The organism is Pantoea sp. USMM079, assembly GCF_037153115.1.
In the GTDB taxonomy this organism is placed as follows: domain Bacteria; phylum Pseudomonadota; class Gammaproteobacteria; order Enterobacterales; family Enterobacteriaceae; genus Pantoea; species Pantoea communis.
In genome coordinates this window covers 879,512-905,039 of the sequence record NZ_JBBCKX010000001.1, presented here as the reverse complement: position 1 = coordinate 905,039, position 25,528 = coordinate 879,512, and the positions used below count along the sequence as shown (strand labels likewise).

General features: G+C 52.8%; 26 protein-coding genes and 1 pseudogene. 18 read left to right on the top strand and 9 right to left on the bottom strand.

Features of this window, described 5'->3' with window-relative positions:
• Positions 1 to 82 precede the first annotated feature (82 nt).
• From pqqU to WFP70_RS04260, 4 genes are all read right to left on the bottom strand, one after another.
• A complete protein-coding gene (gene pqqU / locus WFP70_RS04275; protein WP_337022700.1) occupies positions 83 to 2,206 on the bottom strand; it encodes a TonB-dependent receptor PqqU in 2,124 nt (707 codons plus the stop codon).
• A 336-nt stretch (positions 2,207 to 2,542) separates the two neighbouring features.
• Entirely contained in the window at positions 2,543 to 2,749 is a 207-nt protein-coding gene (locus WFP70_RS04270) for a DUF3606 domain-containing protein (protein WP_072017020.1), read from the bottom strand.
• A 278-nt stretch (positions 2,750 to 3,027) separates the two neighbouring features.
• Positions 3,028 to 3,267: a hypothetical protein gene (locus tag WFP70_RS04265; RefSeq protein ID WP_052127499.1), complete on the bottom strand. Its 240-nt coding sequence runs from the start codon at positions 3,265 to 3,267 to the stop codon at positions 3,028 to 3,030.
• Between the two features lie 90 nt (positions 3,268 to 3,357).
• A complete protein-coding gene (locus WFP70_RS04260) occupies positions 3,358 to 3,975 on the bottom strand; it encodes a TetR/AcrR family transcriptional regulator (RefSeq protein WP_442956328.1) in 618 nt (205 codons plus the stop codon).
• Positions 3,976 to 4,275: 300 nt separating this feature from the next.
• Here WFP70_RS04260 and WFP70_RS04255 point away from each other — a divergent pair, with 300 nt between their 5' ends.
• A complete protein-coding gene (locus WFP70_RS04255) occupies positions 4,276 to 5,139 on the top strand; it encodes an NAD(P)-dependent oxidoreductase (RefSeq protein WP_337022698.1) in 864 nt (287 codons plus the stop codon).
• Entirely contained in the window at positions 5,140 to 5,922 is a 783-nt protein-coding gene (locus tag WFP70_RS04250) for an AraC family transcriptional regulator (protein ID WP_182058753.1), read from the top strand. It begins immediately after the preceding gene.
• Here the strand turns inward: WFP70_RS04250 and leuA are convergent.
• Positions 5,873 to 7,558 carry a 2-isopropylmalate synthase gene (gene leuA / locus WFP70_RS04245; protein ID WP_337022697.1) on the bottom strand — a complete coding sequence of 562 codons (1,686 nt, stop codon included), beginning with the start codon at positions 7,556 to 7,558 and terminating at the stop codon, positions 5,873 to 5,875. The two genes, WFP70_RS04250 and leuA, sit on opposite strands and share 50 nt — an antisense overlap.
• Positions 7,559 to 7,858: 300 nt before the next feature.
• Between leuA and WFP70_RS04240 the strand changes: the two genes are divergently transcribed.
• From WFP70_RS04240 to pqqF, 8 genes are all read left to right on the top strand, one after another.
• Positions 7,859 to 8,791, top strand: coding sequence for an ABC transporter substrate-binding protein (locus WFP70_RS04240; RefSeq protein ID WP_337022696.1), 933 nt, complete (start codon positions 7,859 to 7,861; stop codon positions 8,789 to 8,791).
• 85 nt (positions 8,792 to 8,876) lie between these two features.
• Entirely contained in the window at positions 8,877 to 9,896 is a 1,020-nt protein-coding gene (locus WFP70_RS04235) for a dipeptidase (protein ID WP_337022740.1), read from the top strand.
• A gap of 150 nt (positions 9,897 to 10,046) precedes the next feature.
• A complete protein-coding gene (gene pqqA, locus WFP70_RS04230) occupies positions 10,047 to 10,118 on the top strand; it encodes a pyrroloquinoline quinone precursor peptide PqqA (protein WP_010617686.1) in 72 nt (23 codons plus the stop codon).
• A gap of 55 nt (positions 10,119 to 10,173) precedes the next feature.
• On the top strand, positions 10,174 to 11,100 hold the full coding sequence (gene pqqB / locus WFP70_RS04225) for a pyrroloquinoline quinone biosynthesis protein PqqB (protein WP_182057259.1): 927 nt from the start codon (positions 10,174 to 10,176) through the stop codon (positions 11,098 to 11,100).
• Positions 11,097 to 11,852 carry a pyrroloquinoline-quinone synthase PqqC gene (pqqC, locus tag WFP70_RS04220; protein WP_038647148.1) on the top strand — a complete coding sequence of 252 codons (756 nt, stop codon included), beginning with the start codon at positions 11,097 to 11,099 and terminating at the stop codon, positions 11,850 to 11,852. The genes pqqB and pqqC overlap by 4 nt, the downstream gene beginning before the upstream one ends.
• 4 nt (positions 11,853 to 11,856) lie before the next feature.
• Positions 11,857 to 12,135, top strand: coding sequence for a pyrroloquinoline quinone biosynthesis peptide chaperone PqqD (gene pqqD, locus WFP70_RS04215; protein WP_160867450.1), 279 nt, complete (start codon positions 11,857 to 11,859; stop codon positions 12,133 to 12,135).
• Positions 12,122 to 13,261 (top strand): pyrroloquinoline quinone biosynthesis protein PqqE, encoded by a 1,140-nt coding sequence (gene pqqE / locus WFP70_RS04210; protein ID WP_337022695.1) that lies wholly within the window; start codon positions 12,122 to 12,124, stop codon positions 13,259 to 13,261. The genes pqqD and pqqE overlap by 14 nt, the downstream gene beginning before the upstream one ends.
• Complete coding sequence (gene pqqF / locus WFP70_RS04205; RefSeq protein ID WP_337022694.1) at positions 13,261 to 15,579, top strand: pyrroloquinoline quinone biosynthesis protein PqqF; 2,319 nt, start codon at positions 13,261 to 13,263, stop codon at positions 15,577 to 15,579. The genes pqqE and pqqF overlap by 1 nt, the downstream gene beginning before the upstream one ends.
• Here pqqF and WFP70_RS04200 read toward each other — a convergent pair.
• Both WFP70_RS04200 and WFP70_RS04195 read right to left on the bottom strand, forming a co-directional pair.
• Positions 15,570 to 15,665 (bottom strand): annotated as a pseudogene (locus WFP70_RS04200) (helix-turn-helix domain-containing protein); the annotation flags it as partial. The gene pqqF and the pseudogene WFP70_RS04200 sit on opposite strands and share 10 nt — an antisense overlap.
• A gap of 199 nt (positions 15,666 to 15,864) precedes the next feature.
• The gene (locus WFP70_RS04195; RefSeq protein ID WP_337022693.1) at positions 15,865 to 16,554 is read right to left on the bottom strand and encodes a hypothetical protein; all 690 of its coding nucleotides are present in this window, start codon (positions 16,552 to 16,554) and stop codon (positions 15,865 to 15,867) included.
• Between the two features lie 373 nt (positions 16,555 to 16,927).
• Between WFP70_RS04195 and WFP70_RS04190 the strand changes: the two genes are divergently transcribed.
• Positions 16,928 to 17,482, top strand: a complete 555-nt coding sequence (locus tag WFP70_RS04190) for a YceI family protein (RefSeq protein WP_202403396.1) — start codon at positions 16,928 to 16,930, stop codon at positions 17,480 to 17,482.
• Positions 17,483 to 17,590: 108 nt separating this feature from the next.
• Here WFP70_RS04190 and dld read toward each other — a convergent pair whose 3' ends face one another.
• Complete coding sequence (dld, locus tag WFP70_RS04185) at positions 17,591 to 19,285, bottom strand: D-lactate dehydrogenase (protein WP_337022692.1); 1,695 nt, start codon at positions 19,283 to 19,285, stop codon at positions 17,591 to 17,593.
• A gap of 435 nt (positions 19,286 to 19,720) precedes the next feature.
• On the opposite strand from dld, the gene WFP70_RS04180 reads away from it, so the two are divergent.
• The 7 genes from WFP70_RS04180 (at position 19,721) to WFP70_RS04150 (ending at position 24,577) form a co-directional block, all read left to right on the top strand.
• The gene (locus tag WFP70_RS04180; protein WP_034827295.1) at positions 19,721 to 20,701 is read left to right on the top strand and encodes a 6-phosphofructokinase; all 981 of its coding nucleotides are present in this window, start codon (positions 19,721 to 19,723) and stop codon (positions 20,699 to 20,701) included.
• A gap of 10 nt (positions 20,702 to 20,711) precedes the next feature.
• Positions 20,712 to 21,026 carry a PTS sugar transporter subunit IIB gene (locus WFP70_RS04175; RefSeq protein WP_034827292.1) on the top strand — a complete coding sequence of 105 codons (315 nt, stop codon included), beginning with the start codon at positions 20,712 to 20,714 and terminating at the stop codon, positions 21,024 to 21,026.
• Positions 21,019 to 22,386 carry a PTS sugar transporter subunit IIC gene (locus WFP70_RS04170; RefSeq protein ID WP_034827290.1) on the top strand — a complete coding sequence of 456 codons (1,368 nt, stop codon included), beginning with the start codon at positions 21,019 to 21,021 and terminating at the stop codon, positions 22,384 to 22,386. Before WFP70_RS04175 ends, WFP70_RS04170 begins: the two co-directional genes overlap by 8 nt.
• Positions 22,373 to 23,215 carry a class II fructose-bisphosphate aldolase gene (locus WFP70_RS04165; RefSeq protein WP_034827288.1) on the top strand — a complete coding sequence of 281 codons (843 nt, stop codon included), beginning with the start codon at positions 22,373 to 22,375 and terminating at the stop codon, positions 23,213 to 23,215. Before WFP70_RS04170 ends, WFP70_RS04165 begins: the two co-directional genes overlap by 14 nt.
• Before the next feature lie 64 nt (positions 23,216 to 23,279).
• On the top strand, positions 23,280 to 23,549 hold the full coding sequence (locus WFP70_RS04160) for a hypothetical protein (RefSeq protein ID WP_097117196.1): 270 nt from the start codon (positions 23,280 to 23,282) through the stop codon (positions 23,547 to 23,549).
• A gap of 9 nt (positions 23,550 to 23,558) precedes the next feature.
• Entirely contained in the window at positions 23,559 to 23,996 is a 438-nt protein-coding gene (locus WFP70_RS04155; RefSeq protein ID WP_337022691.1) for a PTS sugar transporter subunit IIA, read from the top strand.
• Positions 23,993 to 24,577, top strand: coding sequence for a glucokinase (locus tag WFP70_RS04150; protein ID WP_337022690.1), 585 nt, complete (start codon positions 23,993 to 23,995; stop codon positions 24,575 to 24,577). Before WFP70_RS04155 ends, WFP70_RS04150 begins: the two co-directional genes overlap by 4 nt.
• Here WFP70_RS04150 and WFP70_RS04145 read toward each other — a convergent pair.
• Positions 24,550 to 25,407: an NAD(P)-dependent oxidoreductase gene (locus WFP70_RS04145; protein ID WP_337022739.1), complete on the bottom strand. Its 858-nt coding sequence runs from the start codon at positions 25,405 to 25,407 to the stop codon at positions 24,550 to 24,552. The two genes, WFP70_RS04150 and WFP70_RS04145, sit on opposite strands and share 28 nt — an antisense overlap.
• Positions 25,408 to 25,528: the final 121 nt, after the last annotated feature.

The window sequence follows — 25,528 nt, the reverse complement described above, 5'->3', positions numbered from 1 at the left end:
GCATGCGCATTGTCAAAACGGCATAAAAAAAGCCCTGCAATCCGAATAAGGTGGCAGGGCTTTTTTTCAGGCGCGATGTCAGTTACTGAAAAGCATAACTCACCGTCAGGCCTACGCTGTAGTTGCGCCCTGGCGCCGGTTCGTAATAGCGACCGTTGCTCTCATTAACGATCACAGAACCCACATAGGTGCGGTCAAACAGGTTATCCACGCGACCAAACAAGTCCAGCGTCCAGTTCTGTACCAGCCACTTGTAGCCAGAGTTCAGGCCAAACACGGTATAGGACGGTGCTTTGACATCATTTTCATCGTCAGCGGCAATGTCGCTCATATAGCGCACATCACCACCGGCATACCAGCCTTGATCCGGCGCATAGGCTAATCCGGCATAGGCCATATTACGTGCGATGCCTGGAATACGGTTGCCGTCACAGCTTTCAGTGCCACAGGCGTTAGAGCGATAGCGCGCATCCAGCAAGGTCCACGCCGCTTTCAGGTGCCAGTCATAGGCAAACTCCTGATCCAGACCCAACTCCAGTCCGCGACGACGGGTTTCACCGGCATTTTTATAGCTGGTGCGGCCTTCATAGCTGCTGTCAGAGACGATCTCGTTTTTGGTATCGGTCTGGAACACGGCGGCGGTAATTAAACCGTTACCGATACGCTTTTTAGTGCCCAACTCAACCGTATCGCTGGTCGCCGGCTTCAGATTGAGGTTCAGGCCAGACTGATCGGCTGAGCGATAAGACAACTCATTTAGCGTAGGCGTTTCAAAGCCACGGCCCGCAGACACATAGGCATTCCAGCTATTATCAATCGCATATTTCAGTGAGGCGGCTGGCAGCCAGCGGTGATAACGGCGATTACCGCTGTCATCGGGATCGCTGGAAGTGACGTAATAATCGTTAGAGTCGAAATTCACCGTGCTCAAACGCACACCAGCATCCAGTGACCACTTATCGGTGAACTGCCACGCCGTTTGCAGATAAGGATCGAGGTTCCACATCAGGTTGCGTTCATTGCGGCGCATATCACCCTGCACGCCGTAATCCGTCACGCCATTGCTGGTGGTGAAGTTCTGATAGCCTTTACGCTTCTCGGTCATGGTTTCATAGTCGAGACCAGCGGTCAGCGTCACGGGAAGGGTGAACACGGTATCGCGATGCGTCCAGCGCGTATCAATCCCCTGATAGTGGCGAGCCAGCGAAATCACGCCGCCGGGATAGCCTGCTTTCAGCTGGGTCGCCATCGGGATCGATTGATACTGTGTGGTTTCACGCTCACCGGCGTACATCATCACGCTGAGATCGTCATTCTCGCTCATCTGGCGCTGATAGTGCAGCCCAGCCTGCGTTTGGTCGACGGTTTTGCGCGCGTTGTAAAGCGTCACGTTACTGGCAACCTGACGCGGATTATCTTTCCATTGCGCCTCGGTCAAACCGCCGGGATCCTGCGCATCCACGTGAACGCTGTTAAACAGTAGCGTCAGGGTACTGACATCATCAATGCGCACACCGAGTTTGGCGTTACCGAGGTTTTTCTCTGCCGAGCTGTGATCGCGATAGCCATGGGTGGTAAAGCGCGAGGCCGACACGGTGTAATTCACGTCACCGGCGTGCGTGCCATCACCGGTCGCGCCGCTGGCTTTGACGCTGTTGCGCCAACTGCCGTAGCTACCGTACCAGGTGCTGGCTTCCAGCGTGGTGGGTTGCTGACCGGTTTGGGTTTCGACATTAATGACACCGCCCGACGAGTTGCCGTAGAGGGCTGAGAAGGGGCCGCGCAGTACTTCAACGTGATCAATCGAACCAATGTCGATATTTGAGGTTTGTCCCTGACCATCTGGCATCGTGGCGGGAATACCGTCGACATACAGGCGGATACCGCGCAGGCCAAAGGTTGATCGCGAGCCAAATCCGCGCACGGAAATTTGTAAATCCTGCGCATAATTTTGACGGTTCTGAATCTGCATGCCCGGCACACTGGCGAGGTTTTCCGAGAGGTTGACGCGTGGTGCTGCATGACGCATATCCTCGCCAGACACCACACTCACCGCCGCGGGCGTATCCAGCTCTGACAAACCGGTGCCCGCGGGCGCGGCACTGACGACCATGGTATTGCTGGCATTATCCGCCGCCATCAATTGCAAAGGGAATAATGCAGGCAGCATCAGCAACGGTGCCTGTCGCAGTAAAGCAATTTTCATTATGAAAGACCGTATAAAAGACGTGGAATGAACCAAATGGAACATTAATCGCGCATATGTTAATAGTTTTGCCGATAAATGGTATTACATTTTCACGCATTATATTAAATAAATGCTGTTATTAGCGTTTTATACCTCAGGCAGGGAGAGGGCTGTGACGTTTGCTGCGTAAAGGCCATTGACTCATGGCTATTTTGTTGGCAATGGGCTGAACAGGGACAACGCAAACGACTGAGCGGCTGCCGGATGGATTCATAAGCCATAACGATAGTGAAACTGCGCTCACGTTGTCCTTATGCGTCTATCCCGCCAGTGTCATGACGATGGCCTATCACCTTAATAAGACTGAGGTTGTCGGGCAGGAGGATGCTCAGTGAGCCATCGGCGAACAGCTTCGGTCTCTGATCCTACTTCTCGCACCGCCCGGGTAAGTCTTTCCTGAGTCGTATGCAGAGTGAGCGTCCAGTAAGTGATTTGCCACTGTTCAGATAATTCAATGCGCGACAAATTTGACGGGATGCGACGCTGTATAGGGTCTTTCATTTTTATTATCCTCATGACTTAAACACATAATTAATTCTTATAGGATGAGGAGGTGATTTTGTTTTTTTTCTGCGCTGGGGAAAGCAGATTATTCCCTATTACTTTGTTTTAGCCATGATTGGGATGTTTCTTATACAGAAACGAGAAGAATAAGCGTAACGGCAAGCACTGGCTCATGATGTTATCGAATACAAAAAGGATGTCGGCGACACGAAACGATGATTGCTCAAAATAGAGATATTAAAAGCAATCAAACGGATGCGCTTTTTATTTATAAGCTAACAAGACAATAATTTCTTAAAAATATTTGAATAGTGCCTTTTAACTGATGATTCTTCAGCTTCATCCAGCTTTTTGAGCAATTCAAAACACAGTGTTTTACGACTGAGCGTTTTTCCCGCGCTTAAAATTTCGCCCACAACGCGCCCCAGGGCTTCCTCTTCTGAAATATCTTTCGGAGGTGCCACATCCTGCTCCATAGCCATTCTGTGATTCTTCGCTGCATCATTGATGCACATATCAATTCCTCTTAGGGATCACAGGCGTTCAGGAGAGCGCTATGATTAAATTTAATTAGGAAATGATTATTTCCTAATATGATAAATGAATTATTCCAGAACCTTCATCACCATAGTAATGGTTTTTTTCCCATTAGTCACATCCTGAACTTTACCTACCACACGCATGCCGAATGCCACGCACAGCAATAAGCCTGCCGCAGTTTCAGCATCCAGTTGAGAGGAAATAGATCCGTCTTTCTGGCCTTCAATAATAAGCGAAACGAGAAAGTTTTGATTACGCAACACGGCGTGCCTGACTAACTCTGAAAGTTCTTCATCCAGCGTTTGCAGTTCAACCGTGCTCCCAACAACCAAACAACCTCTACGCCCTTCAATCTCAACCGCAGAGTCTAAATAAAATTGCAGTAATTCCTCAATCCGCGATCTGCCATCCGGGAAATGTTGCAACCGCTGACGTAAATCGGCATTACGGAGGGCAATGTAGCGTTCAAATACCCGCAAAAAAAGGGTGCGCTTATCAGTAAACGCCTTATATATACTTCCAGCCGTTAAACTCATGGCTTCGCCCAGGTCGGCTATTGATGAAGCGTGATAACCTTTCTTTCTGAATACTATCATTGCTTTATCTAAAACGTCGTCCATATCGAAGACTCGGGGTCTTCCACGTTCTCGAGTGACTTTTAAGCTTTGGTTTTCTGATGACATCGGTAATTATTTATAGAGTGTTAGTTTCCCATTTATCATATGCGAACTTTTTCCAATAATCGAATAGCGATGAATACGAATTCTTGTGTCATTGCCGCAATGATAAAATTAACCCGGTAAATCGTTATCCCATCCTCCTCGCTAGGAAGCCCCCAGTGCTGTTTAAAAGCATGCTGATTACCACTGTGTCTTGTCGGGGTTGAGATTAAAAAATGCCTTTCGGCGCACCTCTCGCCTGGCTGCGCGCAGAAATTTCTGTCAGTCTGACTGTTTTGTCTGAATGCATAAAAGGGAATCAAGATGAGTCAGCAACCCGTCGTGGCGGTATTAGGTTTAGGCGCAATGGGGCACGCTTTTGCCGCCAACTTACTGAAAAAAGGGTTCGTGGTGCGTGGCTGGAATCGCACGCGTGCCAAAGGTGAAAACCTGCTGGATGCTGGTTTGCAGCTTAGCGACAGCGCGGCACAGGCGGTGGAAGGCGCAGATGTGGTGATCGCCATGCTGTCTGACGGCGACACCACGCGTCAGACGCTGACCGAAGCAAGCCGTGCATTGAAGCAGGGCGCGACCGTCTGCCAGATGGGGACTATTGGCGTGGAAGCGACTGATGCGCTGATTGCCGACCTGCAACACGCACGTCCGGATGTGCTCTTTATCGATGCGCCGGTTTCCGGTACCAAAGCGCCTGCCGAAAATGCGCAGATTCTGGTGATGGCCAGCGGCGATCAAAGTAAAGCGCAGGCCGCAGAGCAGGTGTTTGCCGCGATTGGCAAAGGCACACAGTGGCTGGGTGAAGCGGGTGCCAGTTCACGTATGAAACTGGTGGTGAACAGCTGGCTGATTGGCCTGATGCAAAGTCTGGCGGAGAGTACTCGCCTGGCGGAGCAGTTTGGTTTCAGCACCGACGATCTGTGGAAAGTGCTGGATGGCGGCCCGCTGGCGGCACCGTACGCCAAAATGAAACTCGGGATGATCGCCAGTGGTGATTACACCCCGCAGATGCATCTGGTGTGGGCATTGAAAGATGCCAGACTGGCGCTGGATGCCGCAGGTGATAGCAAGCTGCCCGCGCTGGAGAACATCGTTGACGTCTGGCAGCAAGCGGTCGATGCCGGTTACGGCGAGCAGGACCTGGCGGCGGTCTACCAGTACCTGAAACGCTAAATGAGTCAGCGGCTCAACTTCGATTTCAGCTTTCGTCCGCTGGTGCCTTATGCGCACGATTATGTGCACGGTGATGCTGAGTCATGGCATCACCACGATTGTGCGCAGCTGATCCATACCTTGAGCGGCGTAGTGAAAGTCGAAACCCGGCAGGGCAGCTGGATTGTGCCGCCAAGTCGTGGCGTGTGGTTACCCGCAGGCACGGAGCATGCGCTGCATATTGTGGGGTCGGTGGCGGCCCGCACGCTGTTTGTCGATCCGCTGGCGCGGGCGGATTTGCCTGCCAGCTGTCAGGTGGTGCAGATTTCCCCGCTGCTGCGTGAGCTGATCGTCAGTGCTCTGGCATTGCCGGATCAATACGCTTCTGGCAGTCGTGCAGAACGCATTTATGAATTGATTCTCGATGAGATTCGCGTAATGGATGTGCTGCCCTTCGGCCTGCCGTGGCCGGAAAGTGAGAGGATGCGTGCACTGTGCCAGCAAATTCATCAGCAACCGGGCGAGAGCTGGACACTCGCGAGAGCGGCCAGCGAACTCTGTGTCGCTGAACGCACGCTGGCGCGGCATTTTAACCGCGAAACCGGCTTGCAGTTCAGCGACTGGGTGCGCCGCGCACGTCTCAGCGTGGCGTTGGCGCGGCTTGCGCAGGGCGAAACGGTGTTAACGGTGGCGCTCGAACTCGGTTATGACAGTCCAAGCGCCTTCAGTGCGATGTTCCGCCGCGTGCTCGGCGTTACACCGGCGAACTACTTTCCTGCGGCAGAAAAGCGTGGGCTGCGTTGAGTAGCGCCTGTAATGAGGCGCGTGTCACATCATTATCGATGCCCACACCCCAGGCACGTTCGCCGCGTGCATTGGTACAGCTAATATAGGTAACAGAGCGGCTGTCACTGCGTTTACCCAGCGTATGCTCGTGATAATCCTCAATGCTGATTGCCAGATCATAGCGCTGACGCAGTGCCGCGACCGCCGCCGACAGCAGTCCGTTGCCTTTGCCTTCCAGCGACAGCGTTTGTCCGCCATCCTGCACCCGCGCTTTAAACCGCGTTTCCCCTTTCTCATCACTGTGGCTTTCTGCGTCCAGCAAGCGACGCGCAGGCTGGGTTAAGCCGTAATGCTGGCAGAACAGTTGCCACAGTGCGTGATGCGTCATTTCCTGGCCGTGACCATCCGTCTGCTGCTGCACAATACGGCTAAAGTCTTGCTGCAACCCACGCGGTAACTGCAGCCCATGGTTTTGCTCCAGCAGCCAGGCGGCACCGCCTTTACCCGACTGACTGTTGACGCGAATCACCGCTTCGTAGCTGCAACCGATATCGATCGGATCAAGTGGCAGATACGGCATTTGCCAGATCGCTTCCTGACGCTCATTGCGTTCGGCAAAGCCTTTGCGAATCGCATCCTGATGCGAACCCGAAAACGCGGTAAACACCAGCTCACCAGCGTACGGGTGGCGCGGATGCACCGGCAACTGGTTGCAGCGTGTCACCACTTCCAGCACCTGCTGGATATCGCTGAAATCGAGTTCCGGCGCTACGCCCTGAGTATACAAATTCAGCGCCAGCGTCACGATATCGACATTGCCAGTGCGCTCACCATTACCGAACAAGCAGCCTTCAACGCGATCGGCTCCGGCCAGCATCGCCAGCTCGGCGCAGGCCACGCCCGTGCCGCGATCGTTATGCGGATGCACGCAAATCGCCACCTGCGACCGCTGGCTAAAGTGGCGGCAGAAATACTCGATCTGATCTGCATACACGTTCGGGGTATTCACTTCCACCGTGGCGGGCAGGTTAATAATCATCGGGCGTTCAGGCCCCGGCTGCCAGATCGCTGCGACTGCTTCACAAATCTCCAGCGCGAATTCAGGTTCGGTAAAGCAGAACGTTTCAGGTGAATACTGGAAGGTCCATACGGTGTCGTTTTGTGCTTCACATTGGTCGCGGATTTGCCGTGCCCCGGCGCAGGCCAGCTCAATGATTTCTGCCTTACTTTGACGGAACACGCGCTCGCGGAACAACGGCGCAGTGGCGTTGTACATGTGAATAATCGCCTGCGGTGCACCACGCAACGCTTCAAAGGTACGCTCGATCAGGTCGCTACGCGCTTGCGTCAGCACCTGAATCGAAACGCCTTGCGGAATATGATGCTGCTCAATCAGCAGGCGTACAAAGTCGAAATCGGTTTGCGAGGCGGCAGGAAACGCCACTTCAATCTCTTTGAAGCCGCAGCGCAGTAACAGCTGCCAAAACTCCAGCTTGCGGGCGCTGTCCATGGGTGTCGCCAGCGCCTGGTTGCCGTCACGCAGATCGGTGGACAGCCAGCGCGGTGCCTGGGTGAGCTGGCGCGAGGGCCACTGACGGTCAGGCAACTCAATCACCGGAAAGGGGCGGTATTTTTCAGCAGGGTGGTTCAGCATGAGGTTCTCCTTATGGGGTCTGTACTCAGTCTGGACCACATCGCCGCACGCTGCTCACGCATAACTGACAAGCCACATTGCGTAACTGACATTTCATTGCGAAGTTGCCGCAGCAGCCGGGCCGACATTCTGTGAATCCTCGCTATCCCAACCGTTCACAACAAATGTGGGATGATGAGAATCGACGGCCAAAAGCGTTGTACTGCTTATGCGCAGGATGATTTTCCTCAGACGAAATCGGCATCTGGGCTTTTAGCACAACAGGGTAGTCTGGGGTTTTGCGCCACAAGAGAAAATAGAATGAAAAGAAAAGCTTTAGCCCTGTTTGTGATGCTTGCCAGTGGAACCGCTGCGGCGGAAACCGTCACACTGCGCATTGCCGACCAGAAGGGCAATATGCATGCCGAGATGGAAGCGGCGCAGCAGCTCAATAATCTCAATTATAAAATCGAATGGGCGGAGTTCCCGGCAGCGGCACCGCTGGCGGAGGCACTGAATGCGGGCGCCGTCGATGCGGGTATTATTGGTGATGCGCCGCTGCTGTTCTCGCTGGCGGCGGGTTCGCAGGTGAAAGCGGTGGCGGTAAGTAAATCTGTGCCTGAAGGCTTAGCGGTATTGGTTAGCCCGGATTCAAAAATTAAAACCGTGGCCGATCTCAAAGGGAAAAATATTGCCACCGGGCGTGGATCCATCGGCCATTTTGAAGCGCTGAAAGCACTGGAAAAGGCCGGTTTAACGGATAAAGACGTCAACTTTCGCTTCCTGACGCCCGCCGATGCACGCATCGCATTAGCCAACGGTTCAGTGGATGCCTGGTCAACCTGGGATCCTTACACCGCACTGGCGGAAGTCACACACACGGGCCGCGTTTTGATCAACGGCGTGGGCCTTTCCAGCGGCAACAGCTTCCTCGCGGCGACCGATGCGGCAATCAATGACGAGGCCAAACGTGCAGCGCTGCAGGATTACGTTAATCGCCTTGCGGCGGCGGATCGCTGGGCGAACAGCCATGTTGATGCGTACTCCACCACGCTGGCGAAAATCATCGGCTTCCCAAAAGAAGCCGCGGCGAAGTCCTTTGCGCGGCGCCAGTCGCATTGGCAAGCCATCGATGATGCCACTATTGCGCAGCAGCAAGACACCGCCGATTTTTATCAAAAACATGGTCTGATCAAGCAGCATCTCGACGTCAAACCCACCTTTTATCATGGCTTAAAGGTTGCACAAAACTAACGCTTTGTGCCCCTTTGTTTGGCGAATCAACCGGGCGCGAGTAGCATAGCGCCTATATTATCTCGCTGTGTGATCCCCTATGTTATTGAAAACCTTCGATGGCCATAACGACCTGCTGCTTAATCTGTGGCTGCATCATCGTGACGATCCCGCCGGCGCCTTTTTTTCTGGCATTGAGAAAGGACATCTGGATTTTCCTCGTATGCAGCAGGGTGGTTTTGCCGGTGGGCTCTTTGCACTGTTTGTCCCGCCGCAGCGTTACATCAATGAGGTCGCGCCGCAACGTGCAAACGAGCAGTGGCAGCCGCTCGATATTCTCTGGCAACAACTCGATATCCTCAAAACGCTGGCAGCGCAGTCCGGCGGGCGCGCCCGTTTATGCCTGACGGCGGCGGATATTGCCAGTTGTCGCCAGGATGGCGTGCTGGCGATGGTCGCGCATATTGAAGGGGCGGATGGATTCGATGCTGATGGCGAAGATTTGCATGCCTTTTATCAGGCAGGCGTGCGCAGCATCGGGCCTTTCTGGAACTTACCTAACCGATTTGGTGAGGGAGTAAACGGTGCTTTCCCGCATTCGCCGGACACCGGACCGGGCCTGACCACTGCCGGTGAGCAGTTGATCCTTGCCGCCAATCACCATCGCATGATGATTGATGTGTCGCATATGAATGAGAAGGCGTTCTGGGATACCGCGCGGCTCTCAACGGCACCGCTGGTGGCCAGCCACTCTAACGCTCACGTGCTTTGCGCGCAGCCGCGCAATCTTACCGACCAGCAACTGCGTGCCATTCGCGACAGCGGCGGAGTGGTAGGGATTAATTTTGGTAACGCTTTCTTACGGCCGGATGGCAAGCGCGATATTGATACGCCATTGATCGAAATTGTTAAACATCTGGATCATTTAGTTGAAATAATGGGGCCAGAAAACGTAGCATTTGGTTCGGATTTCGACGGCATCAGCGTGCCCGATGCGTTGAAGGATGTTTCAGGGCTACCGCATCTCTATGCGCTGCTCACGTCGCTCGGCTATGATCAAGTCATGATTGAGCAGTTTGCCTGGGGGAACTGGCTGCGCGTCCTGCAACAGATTTGGCAGGATTAGCACAATTCCCTTACCGAATCAGGGTTGATCTGCCCGCTACATTGGCGCAACATCAGCCCGCGTCGTGCATTGCTGCCAGAAAATTCGTTTACTGGTGCAAGCATTTCCAGCAGAGCCTGCTCTGCGTTATTTGTTTTGAGGAAGAAAGTTATGTGGAAAAAACCTGAATTTGTTGACCTGCGTCTGGGCCTGGAAGTGACTCTGTACATCTCCAACCGCTAAGACTTTCTGCCCGCCATTCGTGCGGGCATTTTATTTTTCATTCTGGTTATCTCTCATGTTTATTAAAGTGCTCGGTTCAGCGGCAGGCGGCGGCTTTCCGCAGTGGAACTGTAACTGCGCCAATTGCAGCGGCCTGCGCAACGGTACGATTCAGGCTCAGGCGCGGACGCAATCCTCGATCATTGTCAGTGACAACGGCGAAGATTGGGTGCTGTGTAACGCATCGCCAGATATCAGCCAGCAGATCGCCCACACACCCGAGCTGAATAAAAAAGGGGTGCTGCGCGGCACGGCGATTGGCAGCATCATTCTTACCGACAGTCAGATCGATCACACCACCGGTTTACTCAGTCTGCGCGAAGGCTGCCCGCATCAGGTGTGGTGCACGCCCGAGGTGCATGCCGATCTCACCAGCGGTTTCCCGATTTTCACCATGTTGCAGCACTGGAATGGCGGGCTGCAGCATCATGGTCTTACGCCACTCGAACCGTTCCGCGTCGATGTCTGTCGTAACCTGCAGTTCACCGCGATTCCGATTCTCAGCAACGCGCCGCCATACTCACCGTATCGCGACCGCCCGTTACCGGGCCACAACGTCGCTCTATTTATTGAGAACACCGCCAATGGCCAGACACTGCTGTATGCGCCAGGTCTGGGCGAGCCCGATGCGGTGATCATGCCGTGGCTGGAGAAAGCCGATTGCCTGTTAATTGACGGCACCGTCTGGCAAGACGATGAGTTGCTCGCCACTGGCGTCGGTAAAAACACCGGCAAAGCGATGGGGCATCTGGCCCTCGCGGAAGAGCATGGCCTGATGGCGCTGCTGGCTGCATTGCCGGCAAAACGCAAAATCTTAATTCATATTAATAACACCAATCCGATCCTCAACGAGCAGTCGCCGCAGCGTCAGTATCTGACGCAGCAGGGCATTGAAGTGAGCTGGGACGGGATGGCGATTCATCTGCAGGAGAGCGCATCGTGATCATCACCGAAGCCTTATCGCCTCAAGAGTTTGAGCAGGCGCTGCGTGCCAAAGGCGCGTTTTACCACATTCATCATCCATACCATATCGCGATGCATAATGGTGAAGCGACGCGTGAACAGATTCAGGGCTGGGTCGCGAACCGCTTCTATTACCAGACCAATATTCCCCTGAAAGACGCGGCGATTATGGCGAACTGTCCGGATCCCGCAACCCGCCGTAAGTGGGTGCAGCGCATCCTCGATCATGACGGCAGCAACGGTCAGGAAGGCGGTATTGAAGCCTGGCTGCAACTCGGTGAAGCGGTGGGATTGGATCGTGAAGTCCTGTTGTCCGAAAAACTGGTGCTGCCGGGCGTGCGTTTTGCTGTGGATGCCTACGTTAACTTCGCCCGTCGCGCCAACTGGCAGGAAGCGGCCTGTAGCTCATTAACTGAGCTGTTTGCACCGCAAATCCACCAGTCGCGCCTCGACAGCTGGCCGCAGCACTATCCGTGGATCAAAGAAGAGGGTTACTTCTATTTCCGCAGCCGCCTGAGCCAGGCAAATCGCGATGTGGAACACGGGCTGGCTCTGGCGCTGGAAGTGTTCACCACCGCTGAGCAGCAGAACCGCATGCTGGAGATTCTGCAGTTCAAACTCGATATTCTCTGGACGCTGCTGGATGCCATGACCATGGCGTATTCTCTGCAACGCCCGCCTTATCATACGGTCACCGACCAGGTGTCCTGGCACAGCACAAGACTGGTATAACATGATGAAAGATAATCTGATCCCGGCCTTCCGTCGTGGCTATCGCATGCAGTGGGAAGCGGCTCAGGACAGCCATGTGGTGCTGTATCCTGAAGGCATGGCGAAACTGAATGAAACCGCGACGGCGATCCTTGAACTGGTCACCGGCAAACAGGATGTGGCCGCCATCATCGCCATTCTCAACAACCGTTTCCCGGAAGCGGGCGGCGTGGATGATGACGTGAAGGAATTCCTGCAATCCGCCGTAGAACAGAAATGGATCCAGTGTCGTGAACCTGAATAAAACCGCCACGCCGCCGCTGTGGCTGCTGGCTGAGCTGACTTATCGCTGCCCGCTGCAGTGCCCATACTGCTCGAATCCGCTCGACTTCTCGCAACAGGAGAAAGAGCTGACGACTGAGCAGTGGATCGAGGTGTTCCGTCAGGCGCGCGCCATGGGCAGTGTGCAGATGGGCTTCTCGGGCGGCGAACCGCTGACGCGGAAAGATCTGCCTGAGTTGATCAAGGCAGCGCGCGATCTCGGTTTCTACACCAACCTGATTACTTCCGGTATCGGTCTGACGGCGAAAAAACTCGACGCATTCGCCGATGCGGGTCTGGATCATATTCAGATTAGCTTCCAGGCGAGTGATGAAACCCTCAATGCCGCGCTGGCCGGTTCGAAAAAAGCCTTCCAGCAGAAGCTGGAAATGGCGAAAGCGGTAAAAGCACACGGCTATCCAATGGTGCTGAACTTCGTGCTGCATCGCCATAATATCGACCAGATCGATAAAATCATCGACCTGTGCATTGAGCTGGAAGCGGACGACGTGGAACTGGCGACCTGCCAGTTCTATGGTTGGGCGCATCTTAACCGCCAGGGCTTATTACCGACGCGCGAACAGATTGCCCATGCCGAAGCGGTAGTGGCGGAGTACCGTGAGCGTATGAGCGAAACCGGCAACCTCACGAATCTGCTGTTCGTCACGCCGGATTATTACGAAGAGCGACCAAAGCCTTGTATGGGCGGTTGGGGTTCAATTTTCCTCAGTGTGACACCGGAAGGTACGGCGTTACCCTGCCACAGCGCACGCCAGTTACCGGTTGAGTTCCCATCAGTGCTTGAGCACAGTCTGGAAGACATCTGGTATAACTCGTTTGGTTTTAACCGTTATCGCGGCTATGACTGGATGCCGGAGCCGTGCCGCTCCTGTGATGAGAAAGAGAAAGACTTCGGTGGTTGCCGTTGTCAGGCCTACATGCTGACCGGCAATGCGGATAACACCGATCCGGTATGCAGTAAGTCACCGCATCACGGCAAGATCCTGGAAGCGCGCCGCGAAGCTACCTGCAGCGACATCAAAATCGCCCAGCTTCAGTTCCGCAATCGTTCCAACTCCGAACTGATCTTCAAGCAGCGAGTCACCTGATGACCTCTCGCCAGCTGGTGTTAGCCAATGGCCTGCGTTGCCACCTGCATCATCAGGCCGATGCTCGCGACGCTGCAGCCCTGATTCGCGTGCAGGCTGGCAGTCTGGATGAACCCGACCGCTGGCCGGGGCTGGCGCACTTGCTGGAGCACCTGTTGTTCTGCGGCAGCGAGCGTTTTAAAGATAGCGAGCGCCTGATGCCGTGGGTGCAACAGCGCGGCGGGCAGGTCAACGCCACCACGCAACTTAGCCACAGCGCCTTTTTTTTCCAGCTTCCCGTGGCGAACCTGTCTGAGGGTGTGCAGCGGTTGAGCGATATGATCGCCGCACCACTGTTAAGCCAGCAGGCTATTCGGCAGGAAGTGGCGGTGATTGATGCGGAATGTCAACTTCTGCAACAGCATGCCGACACGCTTTGTGAAACGGCGCTGGTGGATAGGTTGGGCGGGGCATTTCAACGTTTTCGCGTCGGCAATCAGCAGGTTTTTGGTGACAATGTCACTTCATTGCAGGTTGCGTTGCGCGACTTCCATCAGCGCTTTTATCATGCGAATGCCATGGAGTTGTGGTTGCAGGGACCGCAATCGTTAGATGAGCTGTCGGAATTGGCGCTGCATTTTTCTTCGATCAGCTCGGCAAAAATCTTACCTTCAAATCTCACACTCTCACAGCCTCCAGGCGACGTGATGTTGCAGCTGGCAGGTGATGAAAGCTTCTGGCTGACGTTGATGTTATCCGGTGATGAACGTGCTTTACGTGACAATGTCACCTTGCTCAGCGTGTTCTGGCAAGATGAGGCGCCGGGCAGCCTGCTGAGCGCGCTCAGAGAGGCTGAATTATGCGATACGCTGCAGGGACAATGGCTGTGGCAGGATGCGCAGCACGGTTGGCTAGCACTGCGCTTCAGCGGGCCTAAAATCAGTGCGGAGCAGGCTCATCACATTGAACACTGCTTCTGGCAGCATTTAGACGCCATCAAACTCTGCTCTCCAGAGCAACAGCAGCATTATGCGCAGCTGGCGCGGCACGATTTTGCCTGTTTATCGCCACTGGAGCAGTTGCGTGGACGGGCGCTGGGCTTTGCGCCTGCCGATTATGTGCCGCAGGGTTTCAGTGCTTTTATCGCCGCATTGGCGCAGGCGCCTTGCTCACGCTTGCTTACTCAGCAGCAACTGGATTCGCCAGAATTCGTCCAGACGCAAGGTTTCACGCTCTTGCGCAAAAAAGGGCTGCCGCAAAGTTCGAGCACATTCTCAACGCCTGCACTCTTTTTCTATCCCACTGCGCAACCGGCCGTATTGCCACCGTTATCACCGATAGCGATGCCGCTGCCGCGTTTTGCGCCCCGGCAACAGGTTGAAACCTTGCTGTTGCGACCCGCTTTTTATCACACGATGAGTGATGCCGAAGCGCAGGCCCGGCAAACCCGGCTGCGTCCAGTGCTGGCGGTGTTGCGTCACGCAGGAGGAAGTGGCAGTTGGCAGCAGAAGCAGGGGGTCTGGCAGTTGGTGCTGAATCTGCCTGCCTGTGAGTCACACGCTTTGCTGGCGGTGCATCATGCACTTGAGGCACTGAACCTGACACCCCAGCCAAAACCGCAGCCGCATGTCCAAACGATTGTGATTCGGCAGCTTCTTGCCGCCTTGCCCGCTCAATTGATTGCCCCGGCCAGTGACACTCGATGGCTGGCAGCATGGTGCGGTAAGCACACGTCATTGCATCAGCGAGTATCGCATCTGCTCAGCGACTTCACGCCTGATTTAGTAAGTGGTGCACAGCCGCCGCGCTTGCAGCGGGGCATTAAGCCGGTCCCTTGTACCGGAGGCGATCAGGCGCTGCTGCTGTTTATTCCGCTGCCGCTGGCTGATGACAGGCAATTAGCCGCATTGCGCGCGCTGTCGTTGTTGCTGGAACCGCGCTTTTTCCAGCGATTACGGGTCGATCAGCAAATTGGCTATGTGGTGTCGGCACGCTACCAGCGCGTGGCGGATGTCGATGGGCTAATGCTGGCACTTCAGTCGCCACAGATTCCATGGCAAACGCTGCTTGGACACTGCAAACGTTTTTTACGCGAAATCGTGGCAGAGCTAGATGCCATCACGCCGCAAACCTTAGCGGCCTGGCAAGCCACACTGCGCGAACAGTGTGATGCCAGCGATAACGCGGAAGCCGCACTGCAGGGGTTACGACAACAGCAGGGATTGGCGACCCTCACGCGCGATGCGGTTGCATCCCTGACACTGCCCCTTATCCAGCAGCTTCATACCCGCTTAATGCGCGAACGCCGCCGCTGGCGAATACTCGTTAATCAGAGTTGAAAAGCGATGTGCTTACCGTTAGGCAAAGTCACATCAATACTTATCTCTCCGCCCAATGCAGCCACGTAACGCCTTATAGTCCAAAGTTACTTCCAAAATTTCTTAGCGAGGAAAATCAATATTCCATACAGTATAAATGTACTTATTGCTAACGTAGCCCAGGTTTTTTCAGGCCATCTGTCATATGTGAATGATGTAATGATCACCAGAAATATAATGGGTATCACAGTAAATACTTGCATCCAAAGGAAATCTTTTAGTAAGCCTTTTAAATTTCTCATAAGATTACATATTTCCTGACATGGTGAGCAAATGTTTTAAATTTTTAATTACTGTATTTTCGTCGAAAAATGAATCCTTGATGACATGGCCAAGAACCGGCTCCACTATAAAGTACATCATTTCTAATTTTTTAGTGTAAAGAACATGATGAAATAATGGATTTAACATTTTCAATCTTCCAGCTGATTCTGCAGCATCCTGAACAACACCATAAAGCCCTGTCGCCATTACAGGTATAGCCGTCCATTTTCCGACATGAAATCCAGAAATATTTAATCCACGAGTTACAGCTAATGCCATGGATAGGGAAATTCCATTGCTTAAGCCAAAGTTGGATGCTATTCGACTACCATACCCGCTTAACTCTTTAATTATTTTATCTCTACCATGAGAGTTAAGGTTTTTTATTTCATGCTCCACATATATTTGTATTATATCAACTGCAATGCTCTGCCTTTTGTAAATTTCCCGTAGGCCGAGTAAAAATCTAACATCTTCGTCCTTCAATTTAGAACACACGTCGAGATAGTTATCAGTTAAACATGACGTATACCAGCTGAGCCGGGTCACACCAGAGCCAATCTGGCTCATTTGTTTTGCAAGATTTTCACTTACACCTTTGACGGCGTTCTCTAAGCGCAGAGCTAGAGACCTGTCTGACTCGATTTGAGAAATGATGTAGTCGTTGTGCAAGTTGATTTCCTTATCAATAATTCCATTACAGATTGTAGGTATATAAACGAGAACATAGCAAAATACGGGGCAAGCCGCTATTTTTAATTGAACACTACTTGAATGAATCGCCAATCAAATAATGCGGTGTTGTGTGCGCAATCCCACAGTTTTTTCTGCTATGACAGATGTCATAGTTAACAGGCTATGAATACTATCAGTCTAAAAAACTTTCACCACACTAAACCATTACCTACTGATATTTTTGAATATATTTGAAGGTCACGGGCAAATCTCTTCACTATTCCTCAGCCCCCGATTTGGAGACACTCAACAAATTCTCCCGATCTAAAAGGAACTCTGAGTGAAAAACGTTACCCGTTTAGTCCTGCCAATGTTGGCAGCCGCTGCTTTGTATGCACCTGTTTCTCAGGCTGCGGCGATGCATTATGACCTCGACCCCGCGCATACCTCGGTTATTGTGACCTGGACGCACTTCGGTTTTTCCCATCCAACAGCTGACATCCCCAACAGCAAAGGTACGCTGGTGTTTGATAAGGATCATCCAGAGCAGTCGCGCGTCGACGTTACGCTGCCGGTTTCACAGATTGATACGCATGTGCCCGCGCTGACCAAAGAGTTCCTCGGTACGGAATATTTCAATACGGCTAAATATCCTTCAGCTGTGTTCCACAGCACCAAAGTGGTGGCGAAGGGTGACAATAAGTTTGATGTGGAAGGCAATCTGACGTTGAAAGGCATCACTAAGCCGGTCACGCTGCACGCGACGTTGAATCAACAGGGCATGCACCCGATGGTGAAGAAGCAGGCGATTGGTTTTGATGCTACAGGCGTGATCAAACGTTCGGATTTCAAACTGGATAAATATGTGCCAGCGGTAAGCGATGATGTGACGCTGACCCTGTCTACCGAAGCGTACGCGAAGTAATCCGCACTGCATATTAACGTCGCAAAATCACGCATCCTGTCCACCAAACATCATCAGGATGCGTGATAACTCAAGCCGCTACAGCTAAAGTCTTTTTACCCTATAGCCTTAACCCCAATACTTCTTCTTACTGGTTTTACCCACGCCAGGGTTGCAGCTATTAGTCGGATCCAACTGCTTCCAGTGATCCACATGCTCGCACGATGCCTGATAGAGATGCCCCACATTATGCTCAGCCGGATACTTTGCACCACGCTCAGCCAGATAGACTTTCACCGCCTCCTTAAACGCCTTCGCATCAACCCCTTCCTTCAACACATAATCCTGATGATTCACATAACAGAAAAAGTGTCCGCAGCAGGAATCAACCTGCACCTGCGCTGCTAAGTGATCCGGCAAGGTTAAACGCCAGTCCTCATCATTGCGGCGTAGCGCCACGTCGAAGGCCACCAGCCTTTCATTCGGGTTATAACCCAGCGCATCACAATAAGAGATGGTGCAACCGCCCACACCAAAGCGCACCAGGAAGGCATCTGCGCCTTCCCGGGCATCACAATGGAAAAAGCCGCCGCTGTGCCCGGCAAAGAACTGCTGCAATAACGTCTGCAATTCAGGGGTCTGCTGGGCATCGACTTTAATCATCAGATGATGTTGATATTCATCGCGATAAGCCATGATGCGCGGGGCAATAAAGCTCGGCGTGAGCTGGTTAAAGCATTGCAGCGCCCGATCAACAAAATTACGCGGCAGGAAAGGCAGATGGCTGACACGCACGTCCCACTTCGCTTTATTGCTCATCATTTTAGGAATAGCCTGCGGGCCGAGTTTGCGGATCGCCAGATACATATGCTTGGCGTACCGCACGGTTAAGTCGAAGGCGTTGCGATGAATGTATTCTGCCTGCAGCGGCAGTTCGCTCATCTCGGTGAGGAGAAAACGACGCAGTGCCACCAACTCGCGTTCATCGTTTGTGCCAATGTAGAAGGTATCGCTACCCGCGCTGGCTTCGAATGTAGGTAATCGCACGGCAAACACCACCACTTTACCCGCGCTGCCAGAACTGTCGTGCAGATAACGCAGGTCACCATTAAAACGCGCAGGGGAGTCAGCGTTGACATCACGCAGGCGATCGGCGTAATCATCGGCCCAGATTTTGCCGTCCCAATCTGGCTGGTCGCCGGTTTGATAATGTTGCTCAGCCAGATTCTTCATCATCGCTTCCGGCGTTTCACCCAAATCAATACCCAGATGATTGACCATCTCCAGGCGACCGTCGTCATGAATACGGGTGAACAGCGATTTCTCAGTGAAGGCGGGGCCGCGGCGAATCAGTGAACCGCCCGAATTTTTGCAGATACCGCCCACGACAGAAGCGCCAATGCAGCTGGAACCAATCACCGAGTGCGGTTCGCGTCCCAGCGGTTGCAGCGTGTGCTCTAGTTCGGTCAGGGTGGTGCCGGGGAAGGCGATGACCTGACGCGCCTGATCGATCACCTGCACGCCCTTGAGCTGGCGGGTACTGATGATCACCACTTCACGGTCATAATCATTGCCATCCGGCGTTGAGCCACCGGTCACACCGGTATTCGAGGCTTGCATCAGGATAATAGCGTCCTGTGCCACGCAGACCTGTAGACTTTGCCAAAGTTGTAGCAAGTTTTGCGGCAATATAACTGCCAGTGCCTCACCGCGACCGACACGAAATCCTTTGGTGTACCAGGCTTTATCATCAGCATGGGTCAATACCTGTTTGTCGCCCACTATGCCAGCGAGCTGACGCAACATCTCCTGCGAGTTGGTCATGTTTTCTCTTCTTCGTCATTTATTTGCTGCGATATTGGACAGCCAGATAAACGTGACGTCAATCATTCATCGGCACTGATCAACAAATAACGCACTGAATCATTATCCCTTTATCTTTCGTGGGGAAAAGTCGGCGTACCGATAAAAATGCGCGGGCAATCACAATTCAGATCGAAAGAAACTCAGGCGAAAACGTGATGGCAGGCTAAATGCGTTTCACACCATGAAATAAATATAACCGGATGATTTTATTGGTTTTGTTAAATAATGGGTAAGAATTGCAATGTGATAAATATCACAAAAAACAGTGGCTATTAATCCTTGTCAACGTCAGATGGAATGAAATTCATGGCAAAAATGTGATCTCTGTTGCAAATAGAAAAGTCGTTCACCGGAAGAATGAATGTCAGACGCGCAGCATACGGAGTGATGACAATGAGAATTGGCATAGTGATAAGCGGTGGCGATGTTACCGGAATAAATAACTTTGTGTTTCAGATATCACGTATGACGCAGGCGGATATGGTGTTATTTAATGGCGGCATTCCTGGTTTATTAGAAAATCGCCATCAGGAAATGTCACAGCGCGATCTGGTGGACTATGCCATCACTTCCATTCCCGTGATGCAATCAGGACGAACCACGCGCAAATTAATTCGCCCTGAATATGAGATGATCGCCAAACAACTCAAATCGCTGCGCATTGATGTATTAATTATGGCCGGGGGTGATGGCTCATTACAGTTTTTACATACATTAAGTGAATTCGGCGTGAATTGCTTTGGTGTAGGCATGACCATTGATAATGATGTTTTTGGCAGTGACTACACCATTGGTTTCTCTACCGCTTGTGAGCAAGTCTTAAAAGAAGTCTCGAAGTTAAGAAATACCGGCCGTGCATTAACCGGTCGCGTATTCATGGTGGAGTTGCTCGGCGGTTATTGTGGTGAATTGACGCTGCAGTCAGCGATCAAATCCAATGCTGATTTTGCGCTGATTCCGGAGTGCCAAATCCCAACACAAGAGTTGGCAGAGCGCATCACGCAACGGCTTGCTGCACAAAACAGTGTGGTAATCCTCTGTTCTGAAGGCTACACCCGCGAATACTCGCCGGGCTTTCAGGGCGCGATTGATACCTTAATTAAACAGATTGAGCCGCTAATAGGGGTACGAATTCGTAAAACTATTATTGGTTACGGCTTGCGTAGTGGTGACCCGACCTGTGAAGAGATTTATCAAGGCACCATTATGGCCAGTGAAGTTGCGCGCTGTATTCAGTCGGGGATGCGCAACAAAGCGGTGATTATTAATGGCAGTAATCGACCGATACCGATTGATCTTATAAGCATGAAAAAACGCCTGGTTGATACCGAAGGGCATCATTACAAACTCGCTAAACAACTGCATATTCTGTGAGGAAAACGCCATGCTGAAAATATTATGTGTCTGTGGATGTGGTCTGGGCTCCAGTTTCGCTATCGAAATGAGTGCCAAATCCGTATTAAAGAAACTCGAAATTGAAGCGGATATTGATCACACCACGATTTCAGAAGCCAATGCTTTTAAATCCGACATGATTCTAACCCAAAAAGCCTTTGCGGATGTCCTGAATGCCGATGCCAGCCCCGAGCAAATCAAACGGGTGATTATTCTCAATAAGCTGACCGACAAGGCAGAAATTGAAGAAAAAATCGTGGCGTTTATGAAAGAACGTAATCTGAAGGTTGCTAACCATGAATAGTGTGATCAACTTCCTGGTAAAAGACTTATTAGGGCAGGCATCGATTCTGATCGCCTTTATTGCCCTGATTGGTCTGCTACTGCAGAAAAAATCCGCAGGTAAGGTGGTGGAAGGCACCTTTAAAACGCTGCTGGGCTTCTTAATTATGATGGCGGGTATCAACATTATTGTCGGTACGCTGACCTTCCTGAATACCATCTTCACCCACGGTTTTGGCATGAAGGGCTATATCACCGATGTGGCCGCCATTGCCGGATTAGCCAGCCGCGAGTTGGGATCAGAAGTGGCGCTGACATTGTTGGTGATCTTTATCGTCAACATCATCATCGCGCGTCTGACGCCGTTCAAATACATCTTCCTCACCGGCCAGGCGCTGCTGTGGATGGCAACCATCGGCGCGGTGATTGGCTACAAAGCCGGGCTGACAGGTTTACCGCTGATCCTGACGGGCGGCATCTTCGGCGGCATTATGGCGGTCGTGATGCCAGCGCTGGCTCAGCCGGTGGTGCGCCGAATCACAGATTCCGATGATGTGGCACTCGGACACTTCTGCACCATTGGCTACTTGTTGACAGCGGCAGTGGCGAAGGTGGTCGGTAAAGGCTCGCGCTCAACGGAAGATCTCAAGCTGCCAGACAACTTCAAGTTCCTGCAAGACACCTATCTGTCGATGGCAGTGGTGATGGTACCGATGTACCTGATCCCGGCAGTGGCAGCAGGCCCAGAATTTATCGGCCAGTACAGCAACGGCATGAACTATTTGATGTATGCCTTTATGCAGTCGATTCAGTTTGTTGCGGGTGTCTTCGTGTTGTACAGCGGTGTGCGTTTACTGCTGAACGAACTGGTGCCAGCCTTCCGTGGTATCGCTATGCGCCTGGTGCCGGATGCCAAACCGGCACTCGATTGCCCGGTAATGTTCCCTTACGCACCGAATGCCGTGATTGTCGGCTTCCTGGCAACAACGCTGGGTTCCGTGGTCGGTATGCTGGTATTCCCAATGTTCGGTCTGGCGATGATTCTGCCTGGGCTGCTCACTAACTTCTTTGCCGGTGGCACCGCTGGCGTGTTTGGTAACGCGCTGGGTGGACGCCGCGGAGCGATGATTGGCGGCTTTGTACACGGTCTGTTTATCACCTTCCTGCCGGCCATTCTGGTACCGATGCTCGAAAGCTACGGCTTCACCGGTGTGACCTTCAGTGACTCTGACGTCATCAGTACCGGACTGGTATTGGGTCATGCGTTCCAGGGCAACTGGTTGTTCGTCGCACTCTTTATTGTCTTTATCACTCTGATCGCCTGGTTTGTTAACGGAAAATCCCCTAAATCCCACGAGGAAAAGCTTCATGAAACTTTATAACTTTACCGATCTGTTACAGGTGGCTAAACAACGTGAATTTAAAGCGCTAGGTTCCTTTAATTTGCACTGCCTGGAAATGTTACCGGCCTTTTTTAAAGCAGCAGAGAAAACCAACAGTCCATTAATGATTCAGATCTCAACCGGCACGGCGAAATATCTCGGACACAAATTATTAGTCGATGCGATTCGCTCATTATCTGAAAGCCGTAATGTACCGACGTGCCTGCATTTGGATCACTGTTCAGATCTCGATGCGATTCAAACGGCACTGGACGCCGGATTCAGCTCTATTATGTACGACGGCTCGCATTTGCCGATTGAAGAGAATATTGCCAATACCCGCCGCGTGATTGATATGGCGCGCCCATTACAGGTTTCGGTTGAAGCTGAGCTGGGTGCCATCGGGGGTTCGGAAGACGGTAAAGAAGTGGAAATGAACGATGCTTCCTTCACCACGGTTGATGATGCCAAACGCTTCGTCGACGAAACCGGCGTGGATATGCTGGCCATCTCCATCGGCACAGTACACGGGTTGTATACCGGTAAGGCGCATATTCAGCATCAGCGTCTGGCCGATATTACTGAAGCGACTAAAACCCCGTTGGTGTTGCACGGCGGTACGGGCGTGAGTGATGAAGACATGCGCCTGGCCGTGCGCAGCGGTATCGAAAAAGTGAACGTCGGCACGGAAATGAATGTGCAGTGGGTGGCAAACTGCAAGCAGACGTTTGAAAAAGGTAAAGTGAATGACAGCGTGCGTAACTTCCTGGTACCCGCAAATGATGCCGTTACCAATGTGCTGGTAGAAAAGATTTCACTGTTCCGTTAAGTACGACTCACTCATGACGTAATAAACCTGAGGTGCCCTGGCGCCATTCGGGGCAGGAGACGCTATGTTTGGATTCTTGAAAAAGGGCTCAGAAAATAAGAGCCAGGATTCACAAGAAATAGATCTTCAGGCAGAAACCATCAGTGGAAAAATTAGCGAGCTGGAACAACAGCTCGCTGTTAATCCGCAAGCGGTCGATGCGCAAAAACAATTAATGCTGGAATATAATCGTGCATTAAATATCTTTGCGAAAAGCCGCCGTTTTCGTCAGGAAATTGATCCGCTGTTCGTTAAAATTGATGAACTGCGTAATACCATTCGCAAATCAATTTAAGGAGGCAGTATGAGTATTAAGCGACTGCTGCAAGAAGCGAATGCGATTCAGGTGGGGATCAGCGCCACGGACTGGCGCGAAGTGATCGCGCTGGCCGCACAACCGTTGGTTAGCGGTGGATATGTGAAGAATTCCTATCCGGAGGCGGTGATAGCCAATACCCTGACGCACGGCGCTTATTATGTGTTTGAGGAAGGGATAGCCATTCCGCATGCGCGTCCAGAGACCGGCGTGCTGAAAGATTGCTTCAGCATGATTGTGCTGGATGAGCCGATCTCTTTTGAAGGGAGTGACAAAGCCGATATCGTGATCATGTTCGGCGCGCGCGACAGCAATGCGCACATCGAAGAGGGCATTCGCGCAATTGTCTCATTATTGGAAGATGAAGAGACGCTGGTGCGGTTACGCCAGGCCAGCAGTGTGGCGGAGGTGATAGAAATCCTATGACTTCTCACACTGCAGAAAAGGTGGTGGTGCTGGTCAACGGCATTCCCGCCTCGGGGAAAAGCACCCTGACACGCGCCATGGCGGAGCCGTTTGGTTTTCCAGTGCTGACGCTGGACAGCCTGAAAGAACCGTTTATGGCCAGTTTCGCGCCGGTGGACCGACTGCGTAACCGGCAGTTGGGGTGCGCGGCCTATCAGGCGATCTGGAAGGTGGTCGGACAGGCTCCCAACTGCTGCGTTTACCTGATTGACGCCTGGTTTGGTTTCCAGCCCAAAGAAGTGCTGCAGCAAGGATTGCAGCAGGCGGGCATTACCCGGGTACTGGAGCTGTGGCTTTCCATCACACCGGACGAAGCGGTCGCGCGCTATCAGTCACGATTGACCGATCGCATGCCAGGCCATCCAGGTGCCGAATACCTGCCGGAACTGCGAAAGCTGGCGGAAACGGCGCAGCCGATGGCGCTCGGACCGGTGCTGCAACTTGATGCGGCCGACCCGGATGAAGCGGCCGCGTGTGCCTGGTTGCAGCGTCAGCTGCGGCTGCCGGTGAGTGCTCAGCCCGCTTTGTCTGCATCCGGTTGAAAGAAGTCCGCCAGTAAGGCGCTGAACTGTTGATCGTGTTGGCGATCGTCAGCCAGCTGGCGGCAGATTTCCCCTAAAGCCCGGTAGAGTTGATCGGTGGCCAGTTCGCCCTGATTGAGCGTGGCAATCTCATCCATCTCCGCCGCCCAGCGCCAGGCTTTTGGCAGCATATCCGGGGCGGCTTTTTCCATTCGTTTCAGCAGGGCCTGCTGGCTCTCCTGCATCTCTTCGCGCAATGCCTCGGCGGCTCCCACGCGGCTGGCATTAATCAGCATCGCCGACGTCAGCAGGGTAATGCCTTTGTTGATACCGGCGTACGCCATCTTCAATGCTGAGGCGGCGCCGTTTTCAGCGTTCATCACCCGTATCCGCAATCCATAATCACTTAACTGCGCCAGTTTTCCGGCATGGGGTCCTGCAAACCATAAGCGTGGTCCGGTGGGATTTTGCTCGCCCGGCGGCAAGCCAATAATCGCTGCATCGGCAAAGGGTGTGCCGGTGCTTTCGATCACCTGAGCCACCTGTTTTAGCGTCTCCGGACTGATGGCGTTGCAATCTACATACAGCGGCTTATGTGCGGCAGCTTGCAGAAGCGGGGCCATCTGCTGCGCCCAGCTGAGTGCCGATTCGGGCGGCAGGATTGAAAGGATAATATCGGCATCGCAAATCGCCTCTGCGCTGCAGTTGGCAATATTGGCTTGTTGTGCACGCTGTTGAGATTGGGCGGAGCGTTGGCTTAGCGGGGTAATCACCTGCGCCCCGTGCTGGGCAAGCACAGCCCCGATGGCCGCGCCCATAGCGCCCGGTGCGGCGATAGCAATAGTCGTCATCACGATAACTCCTTCAGGCATCAAGTTCTCAGTATGGAACGTGTTAAAAGGATCGTGTGCAGGGAAGTGCAAGCAAATACAACCGTTAACCCGATGCGGTTTTGCCCCGGCACTTTTATTA

What these genes read in the sequence shown, in the direction of transcription:
- pqqU (WP_337022700.1), bottom strand. Translation starts at nt 2,206, where the DNA reads ATGAAAATTGCTTTACTGCGACAGGCACCGTTGCTGATGCTGCCTGCA.
- pqqB (WP_182057259.1), top strand. Translation starts at nt 10,174, where the DNA reads ATGTTTATTAAAGTGCTCGGTTCAGCGGCAGGCGGCGGCTTTCCGCAG.
- WFP70_RS04150 (WP_337022690.1), top strand. Translation starts at nt 23,993, where the DNA reads ATGACTTCTCACACTGCAGAAAAGGTGGTGGTGCTGGTCAACGGCATT.
- WFP70_RS04255 (WP_337022698.1), top strand. Translation starts at nt 4,276, where the DNA reads ATGAGTCAGCAACCCGTCGTGGCGGTATTAGGTTTAGGCGCAATGGGG.
- WFP70_RS04270 (WP_072017020.1), bottom strand. Translation starts at nt 2,749, where the DNA reads ATGAAAGACCCTATACAGCGTCGCATCCCGTCAAATTTGTCGCGCATT.
- pqqD (WP_160867450.1), top strand. Translation starts at nt 11,857, where the DNA reads ATGAAAGATAATCTGATCCCGGCCTTCCGTCGTGGCTATCGCATGCAG.
- WFP70_RS04170 (WP_034827290.1), top strand. Translation starts at nt 21,019, where the DNA reads ATGAATAGTGTGATCAACTTCCTGGTAAAAGACTTATTAGGGCAGGCA.
- WFP70_RS04265 (WP_052127499.1), bottom strand. Translation starts at nt 3,267, where the DNA reads ATGTGCATCAATGATGCAGCGAAGAATCACAGAATGGCTATGGAGCAG.
- WFP70_RS04180 (WP_034827295.1), top strand. Translation starts at nt 19,721, where the DNA reads ATGAGAATTGGCATAGTGATAAGCGGTGGCGATGTTACCGGAATAAAT.
- WFP70_RS04260 (WP_442956328.1), bottom strand. Translation starts at nt 3,975, where the DNA reads ATGTCATCAGAAAACCAAAGCTTAAAAGTCACTCGAGAACGTGGAAGA.
- leuA (WP_337022697.1), bottom strand. Translation starts at nt 7,558, where the DNA reads ATGCTGAACCACCCTGCTGAAAAATACCGCCCCTTTCCGGTGATTGAG.
- WFP70_RS04240 (WP_337022696.1), top strand. Translation starts at nt 7,859, where the DNA reads ATGAAAAGAAAAGCTTTAGCCCTGTTTGTGATGCTTGCCAGTGGAACC.
- WFP70_RS04190 (WP_202403396.1), top strand. Translation starts at nt 16,928, where the DNA reads ATGTTGGCAGCCGCTGCTTTGTATGCACCTGTTTCTCAGGCTGCGGCG.
- WFP70_RS04175 (WP_034827292.1), top strand. Translation starts at nt 20,712, where the DNA reads ATGCTGAAAATATTATGTGTCTGTGGATGTGGTCTGGGCTCCAGTTTC.
- WFP70_RS04155 (WP_337022691.1), top strand. Translation starts at nt 23,559, where the DNA reads ATGAGTATTAAGCGACTGCTGCAAGAAGCGAATGCGATTCAGGTGGGG.
- WFP70_RS04165 (WP_034827288.1), top strand. Translation starts at nt 22,373, where the DNA reads ATGAAACTTTATAACTTTACCGATCTGTTACAGGTGGCTAAACAACGT.
- dld (WP_337022692.1), bottom strand. Translation starts at nt 19,285, where the DNA reads ATGACCAACTCGCAGGAGATGTTGCGTCAGCTCGCTGGCATAGTGGGC.
- WFP70_RS04160 (WP_097117196.1), top strand. Translation starts at nt 23,280, where the DNA reads ATGTTTGGATTCTTGAAAAAGGGCTCAGAAAATAAGAGCCAGGATTCA.
- WFP70_RS04250 (WP_182058753.1), top strand. Translation starts at nt 5,140, where the DNA reads ATGAGTCAGCGGCTCAACTTCGATTTCAGCTTTCGTCCGCTGGTGCCT.
- WFP70_RS04145 (WP_337022739.1), bottom strand. Translation starts at nt 25,407, where the DNA reads ATGACGACTATTGCTATCGCCGCACCGGGCGCTATGGGCGCGGCCATC.
- pqqF (WP_337022694.1), top strand. Translation starts at nt 13,261, where the DNA reads ATGACCTCTCGCCAGCTGGTGTTAGCCAATGGCCTGCGTTGCCACCTG.